This is a genomic window from Vreelandella xerophytica (assembly GCF_968048975.1).
Genome location: NZ_OZ309106.1, coordinates 608,863 through 627,392 on the forward strand (window position 1 = coordinate 608,863; position 18,530 = coordinate 627,392).

The window sequence follows — 18,530 nt, forward strand, 5'->3', positions numbered from 1 at the left end:
TGGTTCAGGCACTAGCCTGGTTGAGCGCCTGGGCCTTGGTCAGTACCTCTTCCACATGCCCGGGCACCTTGACGCCGCGCCATTCACTGGCCAGCACGCCCTCCTTATCGATCAAGAACGTGCTGCGCTCGATGCCCAGATGTTCCTTGCCGTACATCTTTTTGAGCTTGATGACATCAAAGAGCGTGCATACCGCCTCTTCCTTGTCGGAAATCAGCTCGAAGTTGAACGCCTGTTTGGTCTTGAAGTTTTCCTGGGCGCGCAGGCCGTCGCGGGACACGCCGATAATCACCGTATTGGCGGTCGCAAATGCCTCCTTGTGATCACGAAAGTCGCCGCCTTCGGTGGTGCAGCCCGGCGTGCTGGCCTTGGGGTAGAAGTAGATGACCACCTGCCGGCCTTGGTAATCCGCAAGCCTCACGGTGGTGTCGCCGGTGGCGGGGGCGCTGAAGTCGGGGACAGGTTTGCCAAGTTCCACGGCCATGAAGAAGCTCCTTTCAAATGGGGTTGGCGCTTGATTACACGCAACTTGGCGCGGTGTGTCAAAGCTCGCTAAAGCCGTCGGCGTGCCGCCCGAGGCAAACTCGCCGCGCTTTACGCTGTACAGGCTCGAATCCGCTGAGTACCATTTGCCTCGTGAAAGCGCCTGTCCGGACGACAGAGCGCGGCCGCTTCAACGTGCCTCGCGGCGGGCCGAACCATTCAACATGATGTGTACACGATTACCAGGTGAGGAGTAAACGGATGATCACAGGCAGCATTGTCGCCCTGGCGACGCCAATGAACGTTAATGGCGACATCGACTGGGAGGCGTTACGTCGCCTGGTGAACTTCCACCTGGACAACGGTACGGATGGTATCGTGGCGGCGGGCACCACTGGCGAACCCACTACCATGTCCTTTGCCGAACATTTCGATGTGATTCGAAGCGTGGTGGAAGAGGTGAACGGGCGCATTCCCGTCATCGCCGGCACCGGGGCCAACGCTACTTCTGAAGCGGTGGAGCTTGCCCGCTACGCAAGCGAAGTCGGGGCGGATTACTGCCTGTCAGTATGCCCTTACTACAACAAGCCCACCCAGGAAGGTCTTTTCCAGCACTTCAAGGCCGTGGCCGAGGGCAGCAAGCTGCCGGTGATCATGTATAACGTGCCGGGACGCACCTGTTCGGATCTCTACAACGAAACCGTGGTCCGCCTGGCCGAGGTGGATAATATTATCGGTCTGAAGGACGCCACCGGGAACCTTGAGCGCGCGGAAGATCTAATTGCACGGCTCAAGGGGAGCGACTTCATGCTCTACTCCGGCGACGATGCCACCGCTTGCGATTTCATGCTCATGGGCGGCCATGGCGATATTTCGGTCACCGCGAACGTGGTACCCAGAGCGATGCACGAGCTATGCGCTGCCGCGGTCTCGGGTGATGCCGACAAAGCCCACCAGATCAATACGCGTTTGATGCCTTTGCATACCAATCTGGGGGTCGAATCCAACCCGATTCCGGTAAAGTGGGCGCTCAATCGCATGGGGTACATGGAAGCGGGCATTCGCCTGCCGTTGACCTGGCTTTCGGAAAAATACCACGCCACTGTTAGTGAAGCGCTGCAGTTGGCAGGCATCGTTGAAGAGTAACGGTGCCCGACCCTGAATGCCCGGCCAAGGCCGGGTAATTGAACTGTTGACTTAAGGTGGCTTGATGAGCTCTGTGCTTGAAAGACCCGCGCTGAAATGGATACCGCTGGCACTGGTGATGGGAGTAGCTCTGGCCGGTTGCGCACGCGATGGTTACTATCACGATCGCAACCTGGACTACACCGACGTAGCCCCGGCACCGCCGCTGGTGCTGCCGGAGAGCCGCAACGCTCAGCGCTACAACGATGCCATGCCAGTGCCCCAGGCATCGCTTCAAGGCAGCCGGGTCGAGCGCGCAGCCGATATCTCGGCTCCGCCGTCGCTGTCGATTGGCAGCGGGCTGGAGCCTGATTACGTCGAGCGCCGTCAGGTCGGAAATCAGGCCTGGCTGGTGGTGGCCGCCAATACCGGTGCCGTCTGGCCCCAGCTTGAAGCCTTCGCTCAAAGCCGTGGCCTGGGTATCCAGCAAAGTGATGTCAACCAGGGCGTGATCGTTACCTCTCAGGCAACGCTGTCACTGCAAAGTGCGCTGCGGGCGGGCAGCAGTGAAGTGCGCTGCGAGCGTGGTGGCCAGGTCCAGAGCAGCTGTCTGGACGCGCTGGAAGAGTATCTGGGCGCGCGCAGCGCCACAGCCAGCGCTTCGTCCTGGAACGCCCAGCGTCTGTCCAGCGAACGTACCCTGCAGATACGCCAGCAAGACGGCGAGTGGGAAGTGGCCATTCCGCAGCCGGCCGAGCGTGTGTGGGCCGAGCTTGAACACTACCTGACGATGGATTTCACTGTAGAAAACCGCCGCGAGCTGATCGACAAGTCACCACAGGACTATGCGTTTCTGGTCAACTACATGACCGCCTCGGAAGAGGGTCGTAATCCGATCCAGGTGGTCTTCAGCCGCGACGTTCGCCGCATGACTCAGCAAATACGGCTGGTGCTCGAGCCGCAGGGCGATCAGAGCGTACTGCGGGCGATCAATGAAAGCGACCGCGAACTCAGTGACAGTGATCAGCGCGAGCTTCTCGAACGCGTTTCCGGTTACTTGCGCTAACGTATTACTACTTTTTCGGAGCCCCCATGGAAAAGCGTCAAGAACTCTATGCTGGTAAGGCAAAATCTGTCTACACCACCGATGATCCGGATCTGCTGGTCCTGACGTTTCGGGACGATACCAGCGCCTTTGACGGTAAAAAGAAAGAGTCACTGGCTCGCAAGGGCATGGTGAACAACATCTTCAACGCTTTCATCATGGAGCGTCTGCAAGAGGCGGGGATCCCTACCCATTTCGAAAAGCAGCTTTCCGACACTGAAAGCCTGGTGAAGAAGATGGCGATGATCCCCGTGGAGTGTGTGGTGCGCAACATCGCCGCCGGGGGGCTGGTCAAGCGCCTTGGCGTAGAAGAGGGCCGTGAGCTCACCCCGCCCACGTTCGAGCTTTTTCTGAAAAATGATGAAAAAGGCGACCCGATGATCAACGAGTCGCTGGCAGAAACCTTTGGCTGGGCAACCCCCAGGCAACTGGCCCAGATGAAGATTCTCACCTTCAAGGTGAACCAGGTGCTCAAGCAGCTCTTTCATGAGGGCGACATGCTGCTGGTGGATTACAAGCTCGAGTTCGGCATCTTCAAGGATGAGGTGGTACTGGGCGACGAATTCTCGCCGGACGGCTGCCGTCTGTGGGATGCCAATACCCGCGAGAAAATGGATAAAGATCGCTTCCGCCAGGGCCTGGGCGGCGTGATCGAGGCCTACGAAGAGGTCGGCCGCCGCCTGGGAATCACCTTCCCCGCCTAATAGCGCTGCCCCTCGATTGATTCGATCGCCACCACCTCCAGGGTGGTGGCGTCGTTTGTGTGGGCGCAAAACTTGACGTCCACATCGCGAAGGCGCACACCGTAGACGCGTTGACTGGCCGGGTGATAGGCCGGGCGCGGGTCCTGACTGAGCACCTGTTCGATAAGCGCATGAAGCGATGCGTGATCCTTGCGCTGGCGAAGGGCCGCAAGGGCGGCCGGGCTGAAGACCACCGTCTTGAGCGAGGGGGGCTCGGGGGCAAAACCTGCCTTCGCCTCCGGTCGGGCCTCGGCCCAGGGCAGATAGGGCTTGATATCCACGACAGGGGTGCCGCTGACCAGGTCGCAGCCGTCCAGGTGAAGGCGCACGCCGTTTTTCAGTTCGATACCGGCCAGCGTGACCAGCGAAAGCCCCAGGCGATTGGGGCGGTGGGTGCTGCGACTGGCGAATACGCCGACCTTCTGGTTGCCGCCAAGCCTGGGGGGGCGCACCAGAGGTGACCAGCGCTCGGGGCTTTGGTGAAAGATGAAGCTGAGCCATAGATGGCTGAACGCATCAAGACCTCGCACCGCCAGAGGGTCGTTGTAAGGCGGCAGCAGCACCAGGCTCGCCCTGGCAGCGGGCGCCAGCCCCGGCTGGCGAGGAATGCCGAACTTGTCGGGATAGTCGCTTTCCACCACCCCCAGGGGCGTCAATGAAAAGAGCGAGGCGTTGTGCATCACGTGGCCTTGTGCTGAGATAGATGCCCAGTATAAATCAGCGAGGCGTTTCGCGCCGAGCGACCGGATAATCCGAGAGCGATCTTGAAACCGGCCCTGAGACAATTCTCGCGTAGAGGTGGTGCATGTCGACAACACAAGAGCTTTCTACGCCAAAAGCATCCGCTGCCCGGATTACCTACCGCCAGGCCCTGATGCGTGATGCGCCGGACCAGGCGGAGGTGTTTTACCACGCCGTGATGCAAGGTGCGGCCAGCCACTATTCGACGGACCAGCGCGAAGCCTGGGCCAGGGCGCTGCCTCGCGAGGCCAGTGCCTGGGCGGCGCGCCAGGCGCTCTATACCACCCTGGTGGCGGTATGCGATGGGCGCTGCGTGGGATTTCTGGAGCTTGACGGCAAGAACGCCCGCATCGTCACCCTCTACGTTTGGCCCTCGCTTGCCGGGCGCGGCATCGGAAGCACGCTTTTGATCCATGCCGAGCGCTTGTTGCTCGAACAGGGCGTAAGCCGGGTGGAGATCGAGGCAAGCCTGGTGCTTCATGAGCGCCTTGAACGTCGGGGCTTCGAGAACCACGGCGAGCAGTGGGTGGAGCGCGGCGGCCAATGGCTCAAGCGCTACCGAATGAGTAAAGCGCTGAGCGCCGTTGAAACCTAGCTGCCTGGCGCCTGGACGCTGAAGGTCTGGGTGATGCGCAGGGAAAGATCGATCGAGGTGATATCCCGGGTGAGCGCGGCGCAGGAAATGGTGTCCACCCCGGTCTCGGCGATGGCTCTAAGCGTTGTGGCATCCACGTTGCCCGACGCATTGAGTGTCGCCCGGCCGCCGTTGACCTCCACCGCCACATGCAGGTCTTCCAGCTCGAAATCATTGAGCGAGACGATATCGGCACCGGCGGCCAGGGCCTGGTCAAGCTCTTCGAAGGTGTCCACTTCCAGCTCGACGGGAAGCTTTGGAGCCAATTGGCGGGCCTTGGCCACGGCAGCCTGAATACCGCCGCAGGCAGCGATGTGATTCTCCCTGATCAAGAAGGCATCCCAGAGGCCCAGGCGGTGGTGGTGACCGCCGCCACAGGTGACGGCGTACTTCTGGGCCAGACGCAGGCCGGGCAGGGTCTGGCGGGTATCCACAAGCCTGGCCTGAGTGCCTTCCAGTAAATCCGCGTAGGCGCGGGTGGTGGTGGCCGTCGCGCTCAGGGTCTGCAGGATATTCAGCGCCGCCCGCTCACCGGCAAGCAGGCTGCGCGCCGGCCCTTCCAGCTCCAGAAAAGGGTGCTCGGGAGTGATGGTGTCACCGTCGGCCGCTTCCCAGCGCAGGGTCACTCGGCTATCCAGGCGGCGAAATATCTCGTCGACCCAGGCGAGCCCACAAAGCACCCCGCTCTGATGCGTGCTGATGCGGGCGGTAATCCACTGGGTGTCGGGGAGGAGCTGGGCAGTAATGTCGCCTGCGCCCACATCTTCTGCCAGCAGGCGGGCGACGCTTTCGCGGACTTCTTCGGCAAGAGCGTTTTGATAAGGCATGGCGGTGTCGTCTCGGGGCTGATGTATAAGCCGCATTATAGTGAAATCGAGTCTCGAACCTAGAGGAGATGCTTACGTGATTCAATCCGGTGCTGACGGCCGCTGGCCGCAAGCGCGCCAGCTCAGCTCGCCCAATTGTGACGAGCGAGAGGCCGGCGAGGTGTCGCTTTTGGTCATTCACGCCATCAGCCTGCCCCCCGGCGAGTTCGGCGGCCCGGCGATCGAGGCGCTGTTCACCAATACGTTGAAGGCGCAAGGGCATCCGTTTTTCAAGACGATCGCTCATCTTCGCGTGTCTGCTCACTTTCTGATTCACCGCGACGGCGAATGCGTGCAGTTTGTCGACACTGACAAGCGCGCCTGGCACGCGGGCCGCTCGCGCTGGCGTGACCCGCGCCTTGGGCACGTGCGCGAAGCGCTCAACGATATTTCCATCGGCATCGAGCTTGAAGGGGACGGTGAAACGCCGTTCACCCGTGCCCAGTATCACGTCCTGGTAGCGCTCACGCATTGGCTGATGCAGCGCTATCCGGATCTGGACGCCACCCGCATTACAAGCCATGCCCATGTTGCCCCGCTGCGAAAAGATGATCCGGGGCCATGTTTCGACTGGGCCTGCTACCAGCAGCTGTTGAAAAGCAGCAATGTTTGCTGTTCGTTCAAAAGTGGTTAATTCGCTTAAAGATAAAACGGTAGTTTGACTACAGCCGAGATAAAGAAGGGGTTTGGAAATGGCTTCCAAAAGCGTTATGTTGCGGTGCAATATACTGTTTTGGATGGAATTTCCATAGCGCTGGAATTGGCAGAATAGCGACTTTGCGGTATCTTCTATATACAAAAGGCTAACATGCATGGCCCCTGTGTAGCTTGGCTACATTCGTCAGTGCCTTATCGAATAGTTAGCTTATTGAATGTAGAACAAAAATCCTGTTAGACACGCAAGCTCGGCTCGATACCGGCCTTGGCGGCTCATCGCCGCAGCCGCCCCATCCCCAAAAAGGTAGCGGGCGTATTGTCATTTATCGTCATTCGGAGAGACCTCTATGAGTCTGGAGACAAGAGAAGATCTCGATCCGATCGAAACCACGGAGTGGCTTGAATCCCTGGAATCGGTTCTGGATCGTGAGGGCGAAGATCGCGCCCGCTACCTGATGACCCGCCTGGCGGATCGTATGCGTCGGGACGGCATGAAGGTGCCCTTCTCGGTGACGACCCCGCACCGTAATACGATTCCGGTTCATCGCGAAGCGCAGATGCCGGGTGATCTGTTCATGGAGCGGCGTATCCGCTCGCTGATTCGCTACAACGCGATCGCTCAGGTCATCCGCAACAACCGGGCAAATCCCGGGCTTGGCGGCCATATCGCAAGCTTCATGTCGTCGGCCACGCTTTATGATGTGGGGTTCAACCACTTCTTCCGCGCGCCCAAAGACGATTTCGCCGGCGACTTGATCTACATCCAGGGCCACGTGGCGCCGGGCATCTACGCGCGCTCCTATCTTGAAGGGCGTCTGTCCGAGGAGCAGATGGACAAGTTCCGTCAGGAAGTCGACGGCGACGGTCTCTCTTCCTACCCGCACCCTTGGCTGATGCCGGATTACTGGCAGTTCCCCACGGTCTCCATGGGCCTCGGCCCGATCCAGGCGATCTACCAGGCTCACGTGATGAAGTACCTGCATCACCGCGAGCTCAAGAACATGTACGACCGCAAGATCTGGTGCTTCATGGGCGACGGCGAGTGCGACGAGCCGGAATCCCTGGGCGCGATTTCGCTGGCCGGACGTGAGAACCTCGATAACCTGATATTTGTCATCAACTGCAACCTGCAGCGTCTCGACGGCCCGGTGCGCGGCAACTCCCGCGTCATGGACGAGCTCGAAGGCGTGTTCCGCGGTGCCGATTGGAACGTGATCAAGGTCGTCTGGGGCCGTCACTGGGATCCGCTGTTCGAGAAAGACAAGAAGGGCTTTCTGCAAAAGCGGATGGACGAAGCCGTCGACGGCGAGTACCAGAACTACAAGGCCAACGGTGGCGCCTATACCCGTGAGCACTTCTTCGGCAAGTACCCGGAAACCGAGGAAATGGTCAAGGATCTTTCCGACGAGGATATCTGGAAGCTCAACCGCGGCGGTCACGACCCGTTCAAGGTCTACTCGGCCTACCATGAAGCCGTGAACACCCAGAACGGCAAGCCGACGGTCATTCTGGCGCACACCGTCAAGGGTTACGGCATGGGCAGCGGCGATGGCGAAGCAGCCAACGAAGCCCACCAGGTCAAGAGCATGGAGTACGAGGCGCTGAGGAAATTCCGCGACCGCTTCGGCATTCCGCTTTCCGATGAGCAGCTCAAGGAAGTGCCGTACTACAAGCCCGAGGAGGACTCTCCCGAGCTTCGGTACATGCACCTGCAGCGCGAGCGTTTGAACGGCTATCTGCCGGCGCGTCAAAGCGACTTCGAAGCGCTCGAGATTCCGAGCCTTGAAGACAAGACCTTCGCCTCGCAGCTGGGCGGCTCCAAGGGGCGCGAAGTCTCCACGACCATGTCGTTTGTTCGCGTGCTCAACGGCCTGGTCAAGGACAAGAAGCTTGGCAAGTACGTCGTGCCGATCATCCCTGACGAGGCGCGTACCTTCGGTATGGAAGGCATGTTCCGCCAGCTCGGTATCTATACCGCCGAAGGCCAGAAATACGAGCCGATGGACAAGGGTCAGATCATGTATTACCGCGAGGACCAGAAAGGTCAGGTTCTCGAGGAAGGTATTACCGAGGCGGGTGCGATGTCGGCCTGGATGGCGGCGGCGACCTCCTACAGCAACAACCACCTGACGCTGTTGCCGTTTTACATCTACTATTCGATGTTCGGTTTCCAGCGTATTGGCGATCTGGCCTGGGCGGCTGGTGACCTGCAGGCGCGCGGCTTCATGGTCGGCGGCACTGCCGGGCGTACCACCATCAACGGCGAAGGTCTGCAGCACCAGGATGGCCACAGCTTGATTCAGGCCTCCACCATTCCCAACTGCAGAAGCTATGATCCGACCTACGGCCACGAGATCGCCGTGATCGTTCAGGATGGTCTGAAGCGCATGTTCACCGACAAGGAGAACTGCTTTTACTACCTGACCGTCATGAACGAGAACTACGAGCATCCCGAGCTTGAAGACGTGCCCACCGATGACATCATCAAGGGCATGTACCTTCTGCGCGAGACGCAAGGCGACAAGGGCCGCGTACAGCTTCTGGGGTCGGGTACGATTCTGCGTGAAGTGGAAGCCGCGGCCGAGCTTCTAGCCAGCGACTGGGGCATCGGCGCCGACATCTGGAGCGTGACCAGCTTCAACGAACTGCGTCGCGAAGCGCTGATGCTCGAGCGTGAAGCGTTCCTGAACCCGGGCGCCGAGGCCAACAAGCCCCACGTGACCAAGTGTCTGGAAGGTCGCGAAGGCCCGGTCATCGCGTCCACCGACTACATGAAGCTTTATGCCGATCAGGTGCGTGCCTGGGTGCCCTCCGAGTACACCGTGCTGGGCACCGACGGCTTCGGTCGTTCGGACACCCGTGTAAAACTGCGCTACTTCTTCGAGGTAGACCGCTACTTCGTGACCGTGGCGGCGCTTCGCTCGCTGGCCGAACGTGGCGACATTGACCGCAAGCTGGTAGGTGAGGCGCTTTCGAAGTACAACATCGACGCCAACAAACCCAACCCGCTGACTAGCTAAACCGCAGCCCGGCAGGCGTCAGCCTGCCGGCTCGATCCGATTTGGAAGGAGCGCGACCTTGAGTAGCGAAATCATCAAAGTTCCCGATATCGGTGGTGATACCGATGTCGAAATCATCGAGATTGCGGTGTCAGAAGGCGACGTCATTGAAGCGGAAGACGCCCTGATAACGCTGGAATCCGACAAGGCCAGCATGGACGTTCCCTCACCCAAGGGCGGCAAGGTCGTCAAGGTGCTGGTCAAGGAGGGCGACAAGGTCTCGGAAGGCGACGACATCCTCGAGCTGGAAGTCGAGGGTGACGGCGACGATGACCAGGACGACGCCGAACAGAAAACCGCGGACGACGCGCCTTCAAACGGCCAGAATGACGCCGAGAAGGAGAGCGCCGGCGGCCAGGATGAGCAAGAAAAGGCCGCCCCCAAGGCGAACAAGCCCTCTGTCGGCAAGCAGACCGTCGATATCAAGGTGCCGGATCTGGGTGGGTCTGAAAACGTCGAGATCATCGAAGTGGCGGTCAGTGAAGGCGACAGCGTCACCGCCGAAGATGCGCTGATCACGCTCGAGTCCGACAAGGCCTCGATGGATGTGCCGAGCCCGTATACCGGTAAGGTGGTCTCGTTCACCGTGAAAGAGGGTGACACCGTCTCGGAAGGCGACGTGATCGGCCAGATCGAGATCGAAGGTGAAGACGGCGATCAGGGCGAAAGCGATGGCGGCGAGCCCGAGCAGACGCAGGATCAAGCGTCGAGTGCCGACACCCAGGACGCCGATGATACCCAGGATGCCGACGAGGATGACGACGAAGAGAGCGGTGGTACCGAGCGCAAGGAAGTACGCGTTCCGGAACTCTCCGGCGCCTCTGACGTGCCGGTCATCGAGCTGGCCGCCTCGGTAGGTGACGAGATCGACAAGGAAGACGCGCTGATCACGCTCGAGTCCGACAAGGCCTCGATGGACGTGCCGAGCCCCTATAAAGGCAAGCTCGTCGAAATGAGTGTCAAGGAGGGCGATACCGTCTCTGAAGGCGATGTGATCGCCATCATCGAGGTGGCCGCCAAGAGCGACGCCAAGAAGCCGAGCAAGAAACAGGACGACAGGAAGAGCCAGTCAGGCGCCAAGGAAGGTACATCGGGCAGCTCGAGTGCGGCCAGCAAGGAGCAGCCGAAAGGCGAAAGCGCTAAACGCCAGAGTTCGGGTGGCTCGCCGAGCCCCGAAGCGGCCATGGCGGCGCACAAGCCCCGTGATGGCAAGCTGGTTCACGCCGGCCCCGCGGTGCGCATGCTCGCCCGCGAGTTTGGTGTCGATCTGGAGCTTGTCAAGCCCAGCGGCCCGAAAGAGCGCATCCTGAAAGAAGACGTGCAGGCTTACGTCAAGCAGGCGCTCTCCAAGGAGGGCAGTGCCAAGGCCGAAGGTGGCGCGGCGGTCAGCACCGGCACGGGCATTCCGGCGGTGCCCGAGGTCGACTTCAGTCAGTTCGGCGAGGTGGAAGAGAAGCCGATGGGTCGCTTGCTCAAGATGGGGGCGACCAATCTGCACAGAAGCTGGCTCAACGTGCCCCACGTGACCCAGTTCGACGAAGCGGACATCACCGAGCTCGAGGCGTTTCGCAAGTCGATGAAGGCCGAAGCCGAAGCCCAGGGCGCGAAGCTTACGCCGTTGCCGTTTCTGGTCAAGGCGTGCGCCTTTGCGCTCAGGAAGTTCCCGCAGTTCAACGTCAGCTTGAAGGGCGACGGCGAAACGCTGGTGTGGAAGAACTACGTGCACATCGGTATTGCCGTGGATACGCCGGACGGTCTGATGGTGCCGGTACTGCGCGATGCGGACAAGAAGTCCTTGATCGATATCGCCAAGGAGATGGCGGAGCTTGGCAAGAAAGCGCAGAGCAAGAAGCTCAAGCGCGATGAAATGACCGGCGGCTGCTTCACCATTTCAAGCCTTGGCTCGATTGGTGGCACGGCGTTCACGCCGATCGTCAACGCGCCGGAGGTGGCGATTCTGGGCGTGTCGAAGTCGCAGATGAAACCGGTCTGGGACGGCGCTGCCTTCCAGCCGCGTCTGATGATGCCCCTGTCGCTCTCTTATGATCACCGGGCCATCAACGGCGCTGACGCGGCACGCTTTACCGCGTTTCTGGCCGACGTGCTGACCGATATCCGTCGCCTGCTGCTTTGATGCAGCGTTGACGGAGAACTGGCGGCGCCCATGAAAATGGGCGCCGTTTGTGTTTTCGTCCATCCCGCTTGGAAAAGACCGCCGGGCCCAATCGAAAAAAAGCGGCATTCTGAGGCTTTTGGAGAGTTGTGCCGCTGGGGTGGCCCGGTTATTGTCCCTCTATTCATGTCGAAACATCGTTAACTCAAGGAGCAGTGCCATGCGTTTGATCTTGTTGGGCGCCCCGGGCGCGGGTAAGGGAACCCAAGCCCAGTTTATTTGCGAGCGGTTCAAGATTCCGCAGATTTCCACCGGCGATATGCTGCGCACTGCAATCAAGGATGGCACCGAGCTTGGCCTGAAGGTCAAGGAGATCATGAACACCGGCGGTCTGGTCTCCGACGACATCATCATCGATCTGGTCAAGGAGCGAATCAGCCAGCCCGACTGCGAAAACGGCTTTTTGTTTGATGGCTTCCCCCGCACCATTCCCCAGGCGAATGCCATGAAAGAAGGTGGCGTAAAGCTGGACCACGTGCTGGAAATCGCCGTCCCCGATGAAGAGATCGTCAATCGTCTGGCCGGGCGGCGCGTACACCCGACGTCCGGGCGCGTCTACCACATCGACCACAATCCGCCCAAGGAGCCGGGCAAGGACGATGTGACCGGGGAAACCCTGATTCAGCGTGAAGACGATCAGGAGTCTACCGTGCGCAACCGTCTTTCGGTCTATCATGACCAGACCGCACCGCTGGTGGATTATTATCGGCAGTGGGCCGAGCAGGACCCGGAGGCGGCACCTGCGTATCATCGCGTGGAAGGGGTGGGCAGCGTCGCCGATATTACCCGTCAGGTGAAAGAAGCCCTGAGCTGAGCCTGCCGGCTCATCCTGACAAAGCGCCCGCGCCTGCGGGCCTTTCGCATCAAGGCGTAACCGCGCCTTTTTTCTTGGTTGGAGTGTCAAGTCGTTATGCCGTCATACCTGCTCGCCCTGGACGCCTCTTCAAGTGGCTGTTCAGCGGCGCTGATTCGCGCCGAGGGTGATACCCACCAGTGCCTGGCCCGCTTTGAACATACCCCCCGAGCGCATACGAAACGGTTGATGCCCATGGTCGATGAAGTACTGGCCGACGCCGGGGTCTCGCCGAGAGCGCTCGACGGTATCGCTTACGGGCAGGGGCCCGGCTCGTTTACCGGGCTGCGCATTGCGGCAGGCGCGGCCCAGGGGCTCGCCTACGGTCTGGATTGCCCGCTGGTGGGGGTGTCGACCTTGAAAGCGCTGGCCCTTCAGGCGCACCGGCGCTATCACTTTCACCATATCGTCACCGCTCTGGATGCACGTATGGGAGAGGTGTATAACGCCGCCTGGCACTGTCTGCAGGATACGCCGCGCCTTTTGAACCAGGAAGCGGTGGTGGCGCCATCGAGCGTAGCGCTGCCGGGGTACGGGACCGACTGGGTCGGGGTGGGCTCGGGCTTCACGCTTTGGGCCCAGTTCGACGACGTGGTGAAAGCAAGCATGACTCAGCACCTCACCGATCTTGAGCCCCGGGCGGAGGAGATGGCCTGGCTGGGCATGCGCGTCCTGCAGGAAGGGGGCGGGAAAGCGCCGGTCGAGGTGCAGCCGGTCTATCTGCGCAACGATGTCGCCTGGAAAAAGCCTGCATGAACCTTGAGGCACAGGCGGGCCTTTCGCTACCTGCCGGGCTGACCCTGACAAAAATCGAGGGCCGGCTGTCGCTTGGCGGCGACCCGGGGGCGTTCGGCAACCCCTTGAGCGTGGATTTCATCGGGGGCAAGGCCGGGCATCGGCGCCAGTTCGGCGGTGGTCGCGGCCAACTGGTGGCCAAGGCCTGCGGGTTTAGCCAGGGGGTGACGCCCTGTGTCGTGGACGCCACCGCCGGGCTTGGCCGCGACGCCTTCGTACTGGCGAGCCTGGGCGCGCCGGTGTTGATGATCGAGCGGGTCGCAGCGATTGCTGCACTGCTGGAGGACGGCCTGACCCGCGCCGCCCGGGACGCGCATATCGGTGTGATCGTCGCGCGCATGCGCCTTTGCCAAGGCGACGCCGCCCAAGCGCTTGCCACGCTGGTAAAAGAGGCCGCGTTTCCCCCGGAGGTGATTCATCTCGACCCGATGTTCCCTCATCGGGAGAAGTCGGCACTGGTCAAGAAGGAGATGCGCCTTTTTCGGTTGCTGGCCGGCAGCGACGATGATGCGCCAAGGCTTCTGGAGCAGGCCCTGGACGTCGCCACCCACCGGGTGGCGGTCAAGCGCCCGCGCAAGGCGCCGCCGATCGAAGGGCCGGCGCCCAACCATACCCTTTTGGGCAAGACCAGCCGCTACGATCTTTACGTGCATCGCTCTCTCAAAGCTCGCTGATCGCCCCAAGGAGTCGCTATGTCGCCGATGTGGCGCGACGGTAACCGCTTTACCCTGCTGCCCGAAGCCGCGGTTTTTCTGCCCGCCATGCTGGAGGCGGTGGCAAGCGCGAAGCACTACGTGTTCATCGAGCTTTATCTGATGGAGTCCGGTGAGCTTGCCGACCGGTTAAGCCAGGCGTTGATCGATGCCTGCGCCCGGGGGGTGAAGGTGTATCTGTTGCTGGATGGTTTCGGTGCTCTGGGCCTTGGGCGGGAGGATCGTGCGCGTCTGATGAAAGGTGGCGTGGCGCTTCGGTTTTTCAACCCGTTGGGCCTTCACTCGCTGGCGCGCAATCTAAGCCGTGATCACCGCAAGATCGTCGTGGTGGACGGGCGGGTAGCATTTACCGGCGGCTTTGGCGCGGTGGACGAGTTTCTGGACGCCTGGTATGAAATCGCCGTGCGCGTGGAGGGCCCGGCGGTAACGGACTGGGAGGCGCTCTTTCGCCGTCTCTGGCGCTCGAAGATGACCCGTCCTGCCAAGCAGAGCCCGAAGCTTGCACTGGTGGCCCGACGCACGCCGCCGCGGTTTGCCGATGGCGTACCCGGGCGGGTCATGCCGGCCCGGGGCTATCGCTATCAGGCGATTCGCCACTCGCTTTACGAGCGGGTCAATCGCGGTCAGACGCGACTTTGGCTCTGCACGCCGTACTTCGTGCCCACCTTCTCCCTGCGCCGGCGGCTTGCGCGCGCCGCCCGGCGGGGCGTGGATGTGCGTCTACTGCTGCCGGGCAGCAAGCACGACCACCCGGGCGTGCGCTACGCCGGGCAGCGCTTTTATCAGGCGCTCTTGAAGGCGGGGGTGCGCATTTATGAGTTTCAACCCACCTTCATTCACGCCAAGTTCGTCCTGGTGGATGACTGGGTCAGCATCGGGTCGTGCAACTTCGACCACTGGAATCTGCACTACAACCTGGAAGCCAACCAGGAGATCGAGTCTGAGGCGATGGCTTGTCAGGTACAGGCGCTGTTCGAGCGCAACTTCGCCGCCAGCGAAGAAGTGGATGCCCGGGCCTGGGCGGCGCGGCCCCGGCTACAGCGCATCAAGGAGTGGCTCTACGGGCTTCTGGACGCGGTGATGATTCGTTTGAAATAGCCCGGCATTCAGCGCTTTCGGCTCTTGCCCGGTTTTTGAGCCTTGGCGGGCTTTTTGGGGCGTGGCTTGGGTTTGGGCGTCTCGGGCGGGACGCGGTAGTGAAGGTACAGATCGAGAATCAGTTCCGGCAGCTGGGCCACCAGTGATTCCTGTCGGGCAGTATCGCCGGCAAGATCCTGCATGTCCGGCTCGTCGTCGAAAAGCCCGGAAAGCAGCATGAAGGGCAAAAGCAGCGTGGCTGCGGCTTCCTCGTCATCCTGGAACCAGGCGCTTTCGTCACTGAATACTGCCTCCATGAAGCCTGCACACCAGTCGCCGATCGGCGTTTCCTCCGGGGCGATGCCATCCAGGGTCAGTTCGAAAGGAAGCTCCGGCAATCCGCCTTGCTCCAGAACGCTCACCGCGTTGTCACGAAGCGCGGTCAAAAGCGCGGTGATCTGCTCGCGCTCGGCGTCGCCTTGATAGTCAGGCTCGCCCTGAAAGAGCTCGTTGAGCCATACGTCGGGCGCCTGTTCCCGGGGGGCCACGGCCAGAGCCACCAGGAAGCCGTGGGCAGAGATCAGATCCAGCGCGTCCTCGTTTACCCGGTCGGAGTCCAGAAAGTCGTCCAGCCGATCAAGCTCCTCGTCGCCCAGAAGTGGCTCGGGCGGGGTCTGCTCGGTGTTGTTGGCGCTCGGTTCAAAGGTGCGCTCTGCCATAAAAGCCCTCGTTCACTCGTTTTTGAGAAATCCGGCGTGATCGCCCACAATCATGAGCCTCACTATCAGGGTAGTTTATCATCAATGAGCACTTCTCCACTGCCCGCATGGCCACTGGATCAGTTGAACGCGCTCAGTCAAGCGGCTCTTTTCGAGGCGGCGCAGACCCGCGTCACCGAGGCGCTGGCACGCTGTCGCGAGGTGCATCCGACGCTTCCCGCACCAAAGGTATGGTTCGATCTAAAAGGCGCCAGTGCCGGGCAGGCGCACCTGGGTCGTGGCGGGCTGCGCTTCAACCCGGTACTGATGAAGGAGAATCGCCAAGCCTATTTCGATGAGGTCATCCCCCACGAGATGGCCCACTGGCTGGTCTTTCACCTGAAAAACGGGCCGCGCCTGAAACCCCACGGGCGCGAGTGGCAGACCGTGATGCGCGAGCTTTTCGCGTTGACGCCAAGCGTCACCCATCGCTTTGATATCGCTCAAAGCCAGCGCCGTCCGTACCACTACCGGTGCGCCTGCCAAAGCCACTATTTCACCCCTCAGCGCCACGCTCAGGCCGCCAGGGGGCGGCGCTACCGGTGTCGGGTGTGTGAAAGTCCACTTCGTTTCATTGTTCGTCATGACACGTGACGAGACATTAAGCGACTGTTTTTTATGGCAAATTAGCTAATACCAATGTCTAAGAGGAAGGTGCTTTAAGTAGGTTTATGCTAGGTCAATATTAGCCATGTCGGTAGTGGGAACAGTGAGGCTGGTGATCTTTTCGAAAAATTGCATTTTCACGGACTGAGGCAATGTCATGAGCGAGCATAAAAACGTCTATCCGGTGCGCGACAGCATCGCCGCCAACGCATGGGCCGATAAAGAGACTTACGCCACCCAGTATCAGCGTTCGATCGACGACCCTGAAGGTTTCTGGGCCGAGCAGGCCAAGCGGCTTACTTGGATCAAGGCGCCCGGAACCATCAAGAACACGTCCTTTTCACGAGATAACGTCGATATCCGCTGGTTCGAGGACGGCACGCTCAACGTAGCCGCCAACTGCCTGGACCGCCACCTGGAAAAACGCGGCGACCAGACCGCCATCATCTGGGAAGGTGACGACCCCGCAGACTCCAGGCACATCACCTACCGTGAGCTTTACGCGCGCACCAACCAGCTTGCCAATGCGCTCAAGTCCCTGGGTATCGAGCGAGGCGACACGGTCACGCTCTACATGCCGATGATTCCCGAAGCCGCCATGGCCATGCTTGCCTGCGCACGTATCGGTGCGGTTCACTCGGTGGTCTTTGGCGGCTTCTCCCCGGACGCCGTCGCCCAGCGCGTCATTGGCGCCGACTCCAAGCTCGTGATCACCGCCGACGAGTCCGTGCGGGGCGGCAAGCAGGTACCGCTGAAGGAAAACGTGGACGCCGCGCTGACCCGTGAAGGTACCGACGTATGCAAGAACGTGCTGGTGGTCAAGCGCACCGGCGGTGACATCGAATGGAACGATACGCGCGATATCTGGTTCGACGAGCTGGTGGACAAGCAGTCCACCGAGTGTGACCCTGAGGCAATGGGTGCGGAAGACCCGCTGTTCATCCTCTATACCTCCGGCTCCACCGGCGCGCCCAAGGGGCTCAAGCACACCACTGGTGGCTATCTGATGTATGCGGCCATGACTCACCAGTACGTGTTCGACTACCAGGAGGGTGAGGTTTACTGGTGTACGGCGGACGTGGGCTGGGTGACCGGTCACAGCTATATCGTCTACGGGCCTCTGGCCAACGGCGCGACCACGGTCATGTTCGAAGGGGTGCCCAGCTACCCAAGCCATGGCCGCATGGGTGAAATCGTCGACAAGCACAGCGTGAACATTCTCTACACCGCACCCACCGCCGTGCGTGCGCTGATGGCCCACGGCGATAACGTCATGGATTCAAGCTCGCGCGACTCGCTGCGCCTGCTGGGCTCCGTGGGCGAGCCGATCAACCCCGAGGCGTGGGAGTGGTTCTACCGGGTGATCGGCAACGAAAACTGCCCGATCGTGGATACCTGGTGGCAGACCGAAACCGGCGGCATCATGATCGCCCCGCTACCGGGGGCGACGGATCTCAAGCCCGGTTCTGCCACCCAGCCGTTCTTCGGTGTCCAGCCTGCCCTGGTGGACAACGAAGGCAACATTCTGGAAGGCGCCACCGAGGGGAATCTGGTGATTCTGGACGCCTGGCCGGGACAGGCACGTTCGATCTGGAATGATCACGAGCGCTTCGTGCAGACCTATTTCTCGACCTACGACAACATGTACTTCACCGGCGACGGCTGCCGTCGCGACGAGGACGGCTACTACTGGATCACCGGCCGGGTGGATGACGTGCTCAACGTGTCGGGCCACCGCATGGGCACCGCCGAGATCGAGTCCTCGCTGGTCGCGCACAGCGCGGTCGCCGAGGCGGCCGTCGTCGGCTTCCCCCACGATATCAAGGGGCAGGGCATCTATATCTACGTCACCCTGAATGACGGCATCGAGGCTTCCGACGAACTCAAGAAGGAGTTGACCCAGTGGGTGCGCAAGGATATCGGCCCGATCGCATCCCCGGATGTCATCCAGTGGGCGCCGGGGCTTCCCAAGACCCGCTCGGGCAAGATCATGCGCCGGATCCTTCGCAAGATTGCCGCCAACGAGTGCGACGGGCTTGGCGATACCAGCACGCTGGCCGACCCGTCGGTGGTGGACGATCTGATCGAGCATCGGGCCACTCATTGAGTGGGCAGGGGAATTAAGGACGCGGCGCAGCAGGC

General features: G+C 61.0%; 17 protein-coding genes. 13 read left to right on the plus strand and 4 right to left on the minus strand.

The annotated features are described in order from the left end of the window. Window positions 1-4: 4 nt before the first annotated feature. Window positions 5-484 (minus strand): peroxiredoxin, encoded by a 480-nt coding sequence (locus ACWF8S_RS02895; RefSeq protein WP_447555323.1) that lies wholly within the window; start codon window positions 482-484, stop codon window positions 5-7. Between the two features lie 260 nt (window positions 485-744). Between ACWF8S_RS02895 and dapA the strand changes: the two genes are divergently transcribed. The 3 genes from dapA (at window position 745) to purC (ending at window position 3,417) form a co-directional block, all read left to right on the plus strand. Continuing rightward, window positions 745-1,629, plus strand: a complete 885-nt coding sequence (dapA, locus tag ACWF8S_RS02900) for a 4-hydroxy-tetrahydrodipicolinate synthase (protein WP_447555325.1) — start codon at window positions 745-747, stop codon at window positions 1,627-1,629. 64 nt (window positions 1,630-1,693) lie between these two features. Then, the gene (locus tag ACWF8S_RS02905) at window positions 1,694-2,674 is read left to right on the plus strand and encodes a lipoprotein, NlpB (protein WP_447555326.1); all 981 of its coding nucleotides are present in this window, start codon (window positions 1,694-1,696) and stop codon (window positions 2,672-2,674) included. A gap of 26 nt (window positions 2,675-2,700) precedes the next feature. Then, on the plus strand, window positions 2,701-3,417 hold the full coding sequence (gene purC, locus ACWF8S_RS02910) for a phosphoribosylaminoimidazolesuccinocarboxamide synthase (protein WP_447555327.1): 717 nt from the start codon (window positions 2,701-2,703) through the stop codon (window positions 3,415-3,417). On the opposite strand, the gene tsaA is transcribed toward purC, so the two are convergent. Then, the gene (tsaA, locus tag ACWF8S_RS02915) at window positions 3,414-4,136 is read right to left on the minus strand and encodes a tRNA (N6-threonylcarbamoyladenosine(37)-N6)-methyltransferase TrmO (RefSeq protein ID WP_447555328.1); all 723 of its coding nucleotides are present in this window, start codon (window positions 4,134-4,136) and stop codon (window positions 3,414-3,416) included. The two genes, purC and tsaA, sit on opposite strands and share 4 nt — an antisense overlap. A gap of 125 nt (window positions 4,137-4,261) precedes the next feature. Between tsaA and ACWF8S_RS02920 the strand changes: the two genes are divergently transcribed. Then, entirely contained in the window at window positions 4,262-4,792 is a 531-nt protein-coding gene (locus ACWF8S_RS02920; protein ID WP_447555329.1) for an N-acetyltransferase family protein, read from the plus strand. Here ACWF8S_RS02920 and nadC read toward each other — a convergent pair. Beyond that, window positions 4,789-5,658: a carboxylating nicotinate-nucleotide diphosphorylase gene (gene nadC / locus ACWF8S_RS02925; RefSeq protein WP_447555330.1), complete on the minus strand. Its 870-nt coding sequence runs from the start codon at window positions 5,656-5,658 to the stop codon at window positions 4,789-4,791. The two genes, ACWF8S_RS02920 and nadC, sit on opposite strands and share 4 nt — an antisense overlap. A 76-nt stretch (window positions 5,659-5,734) precedes the next feature. On the opposite strand from nadC, the gene ampD reads away from it, so the two are divergent. The 7 genes from ampD to ACWF8S_RS02960 all read left to right on the plus strand — a co-directional run bounded on the left by ampD (window position 5,735) and on the right by ACWF8S_RS02960 (window position 15,045). Then, window positions 5,735-6,331, plus strand: a complete 597-nt coding sequence (gene ampD, locus ACWF8S_RS02930) for a 1,6-anhydro-N-acetylmuramyl-L-alanine amidase AmpD (RefSeq protein WP_447555331.1) — start codon at window positions 5,735-5,737, stop codon at window positions 6,329-6,331. Window positions 6,332-6,701: 370 nt separating this feature from the next. Next, window positions 6,702-9,374 carry a pyruvate dehydrogenase (acetyl-transferring), homodimeric type gene (gene aceE / locus ACWF8S_RS02935; RefSeq protein ID WP_447555332.1) on the plus strand — a complete coding sequence of 891 codons (2,673 nt, stop codon included), beginning with the start codon at window positions 6,702-6,704 and terminating at the stop codon, window positions 9,372-9,374. A gap of 58 nt (window positions 9,375-9,432) precedes the next feature. After that, window positions 9,433-11,547, plus strand: coding sequence for a pyruvate dehydrogenase complex dihydrolipoyllysine-residue acetyltransferase (gene aceF / locus ACWF8S_RS02940; protein ID WP_447555333.1), 2,115 nt, complete (start codon window positions 9,433-9,435; stop codon window positions 11,545-11,547). Between the two features lie 199 nt (window positions 11,548-11,746). Beyond that, window positions 11,747-12,400, plus strand: coding sequence for an adenylate kinase (adk, locus tag ACWF8S_RS02945; protein ID WP_447555334.1), 654 nt, complete (start codon window positions 11,747-11,749; stop codon window positions 12,398-12,400). A gap of 96 nt (window positions 12,401-12,496) precedes the next feature. Then, entirely contained in the window at window positions 12,497-13,195 is a 699-nt protein-coding gene (tsaB, locus tag ACWF8S_RS02950) for a tRNA (adenosine(37)-N6)-threonylcarbamoyltransferase complex dimerization subunit type 1 TsaB (protein ID WP_447555335.1), read from the plus strand. After that, the gene (locus ACWF8S_RS02955) at window positions 13,192-13,908 is read left to right on the plus strand and encodes a class I SAM-dependent methyltransferase (RefSeq protein ID WP_447555336.1); all 717 of its coding nucleotides are present in this window, start codon (window positions 13,192-13,194) and stop codon (window positions 13,906-13,908) included. Before tsaB ends, ACWF8S_RS02955 begins: the two co-directional genes overlap by 4 nt. Before the next feature lie 18 nt (window positions 13,909-13,926). Next, window positions 13,927-15,045: a phospholipase D-like domain-containing protein gene (locus ACWF8S_RS02960; RefSeq protein WP_447555337.1), complete on the plus strand. Its 1,119-nt coding sequence runs from the start codon at window positions 13,927-13,929 to the stop codon at window positions 15,043-15,045. Between the two features lie 8 nt (window positions 15,046-15,053). On the opposite strand, the gene ACWF8S_RS02965 is transcribed toward ACWF8S_RS02960, so the two are convergent. Continuing rightward, window positions 15,054-15,743 (minus strand): YecA/YgfB family protein, encoded by a 690-nt coding sequence (locus ACWF8S_RS02965; RefSeq protein WP_447555338.1) that lies wholly within the window; start codon window positions 15,741-15,743, stop codon window positions 15,054-15,056. An 84-nt stretch (window positions 15,744-15,827) separates the two neighbouring features. On the opposite strand from ACWF8S_RS02965, the gene ACWF8S_RS02970 reads away from it, so the two are divergent. Continuing rightward, a complete protein-coding gene (locus tag ACWF8S_RS02970; protein ID WP_447555339.1) occupies window positions 15,828-16,376 on the plus strand; it encodes a SprT family zinc-dependent metalloprotease in 549 nt (182 codons plus the stop codon). A 169-nt stretch (window positions 16,377-16,545) separates the two neighbouring features. Continuing rightward, entirely contained in the window at window positions 16,546-18,495 is a 1,950-nt protein-coding gene (acs, locus tag ACWF8S_RS02975) for an acetate--CoA ligase (RefSeq protein WP_447555340.1), read from the plus strand. Window positions 18,496-18,530 lie beyond the last annotated feature (35 nt).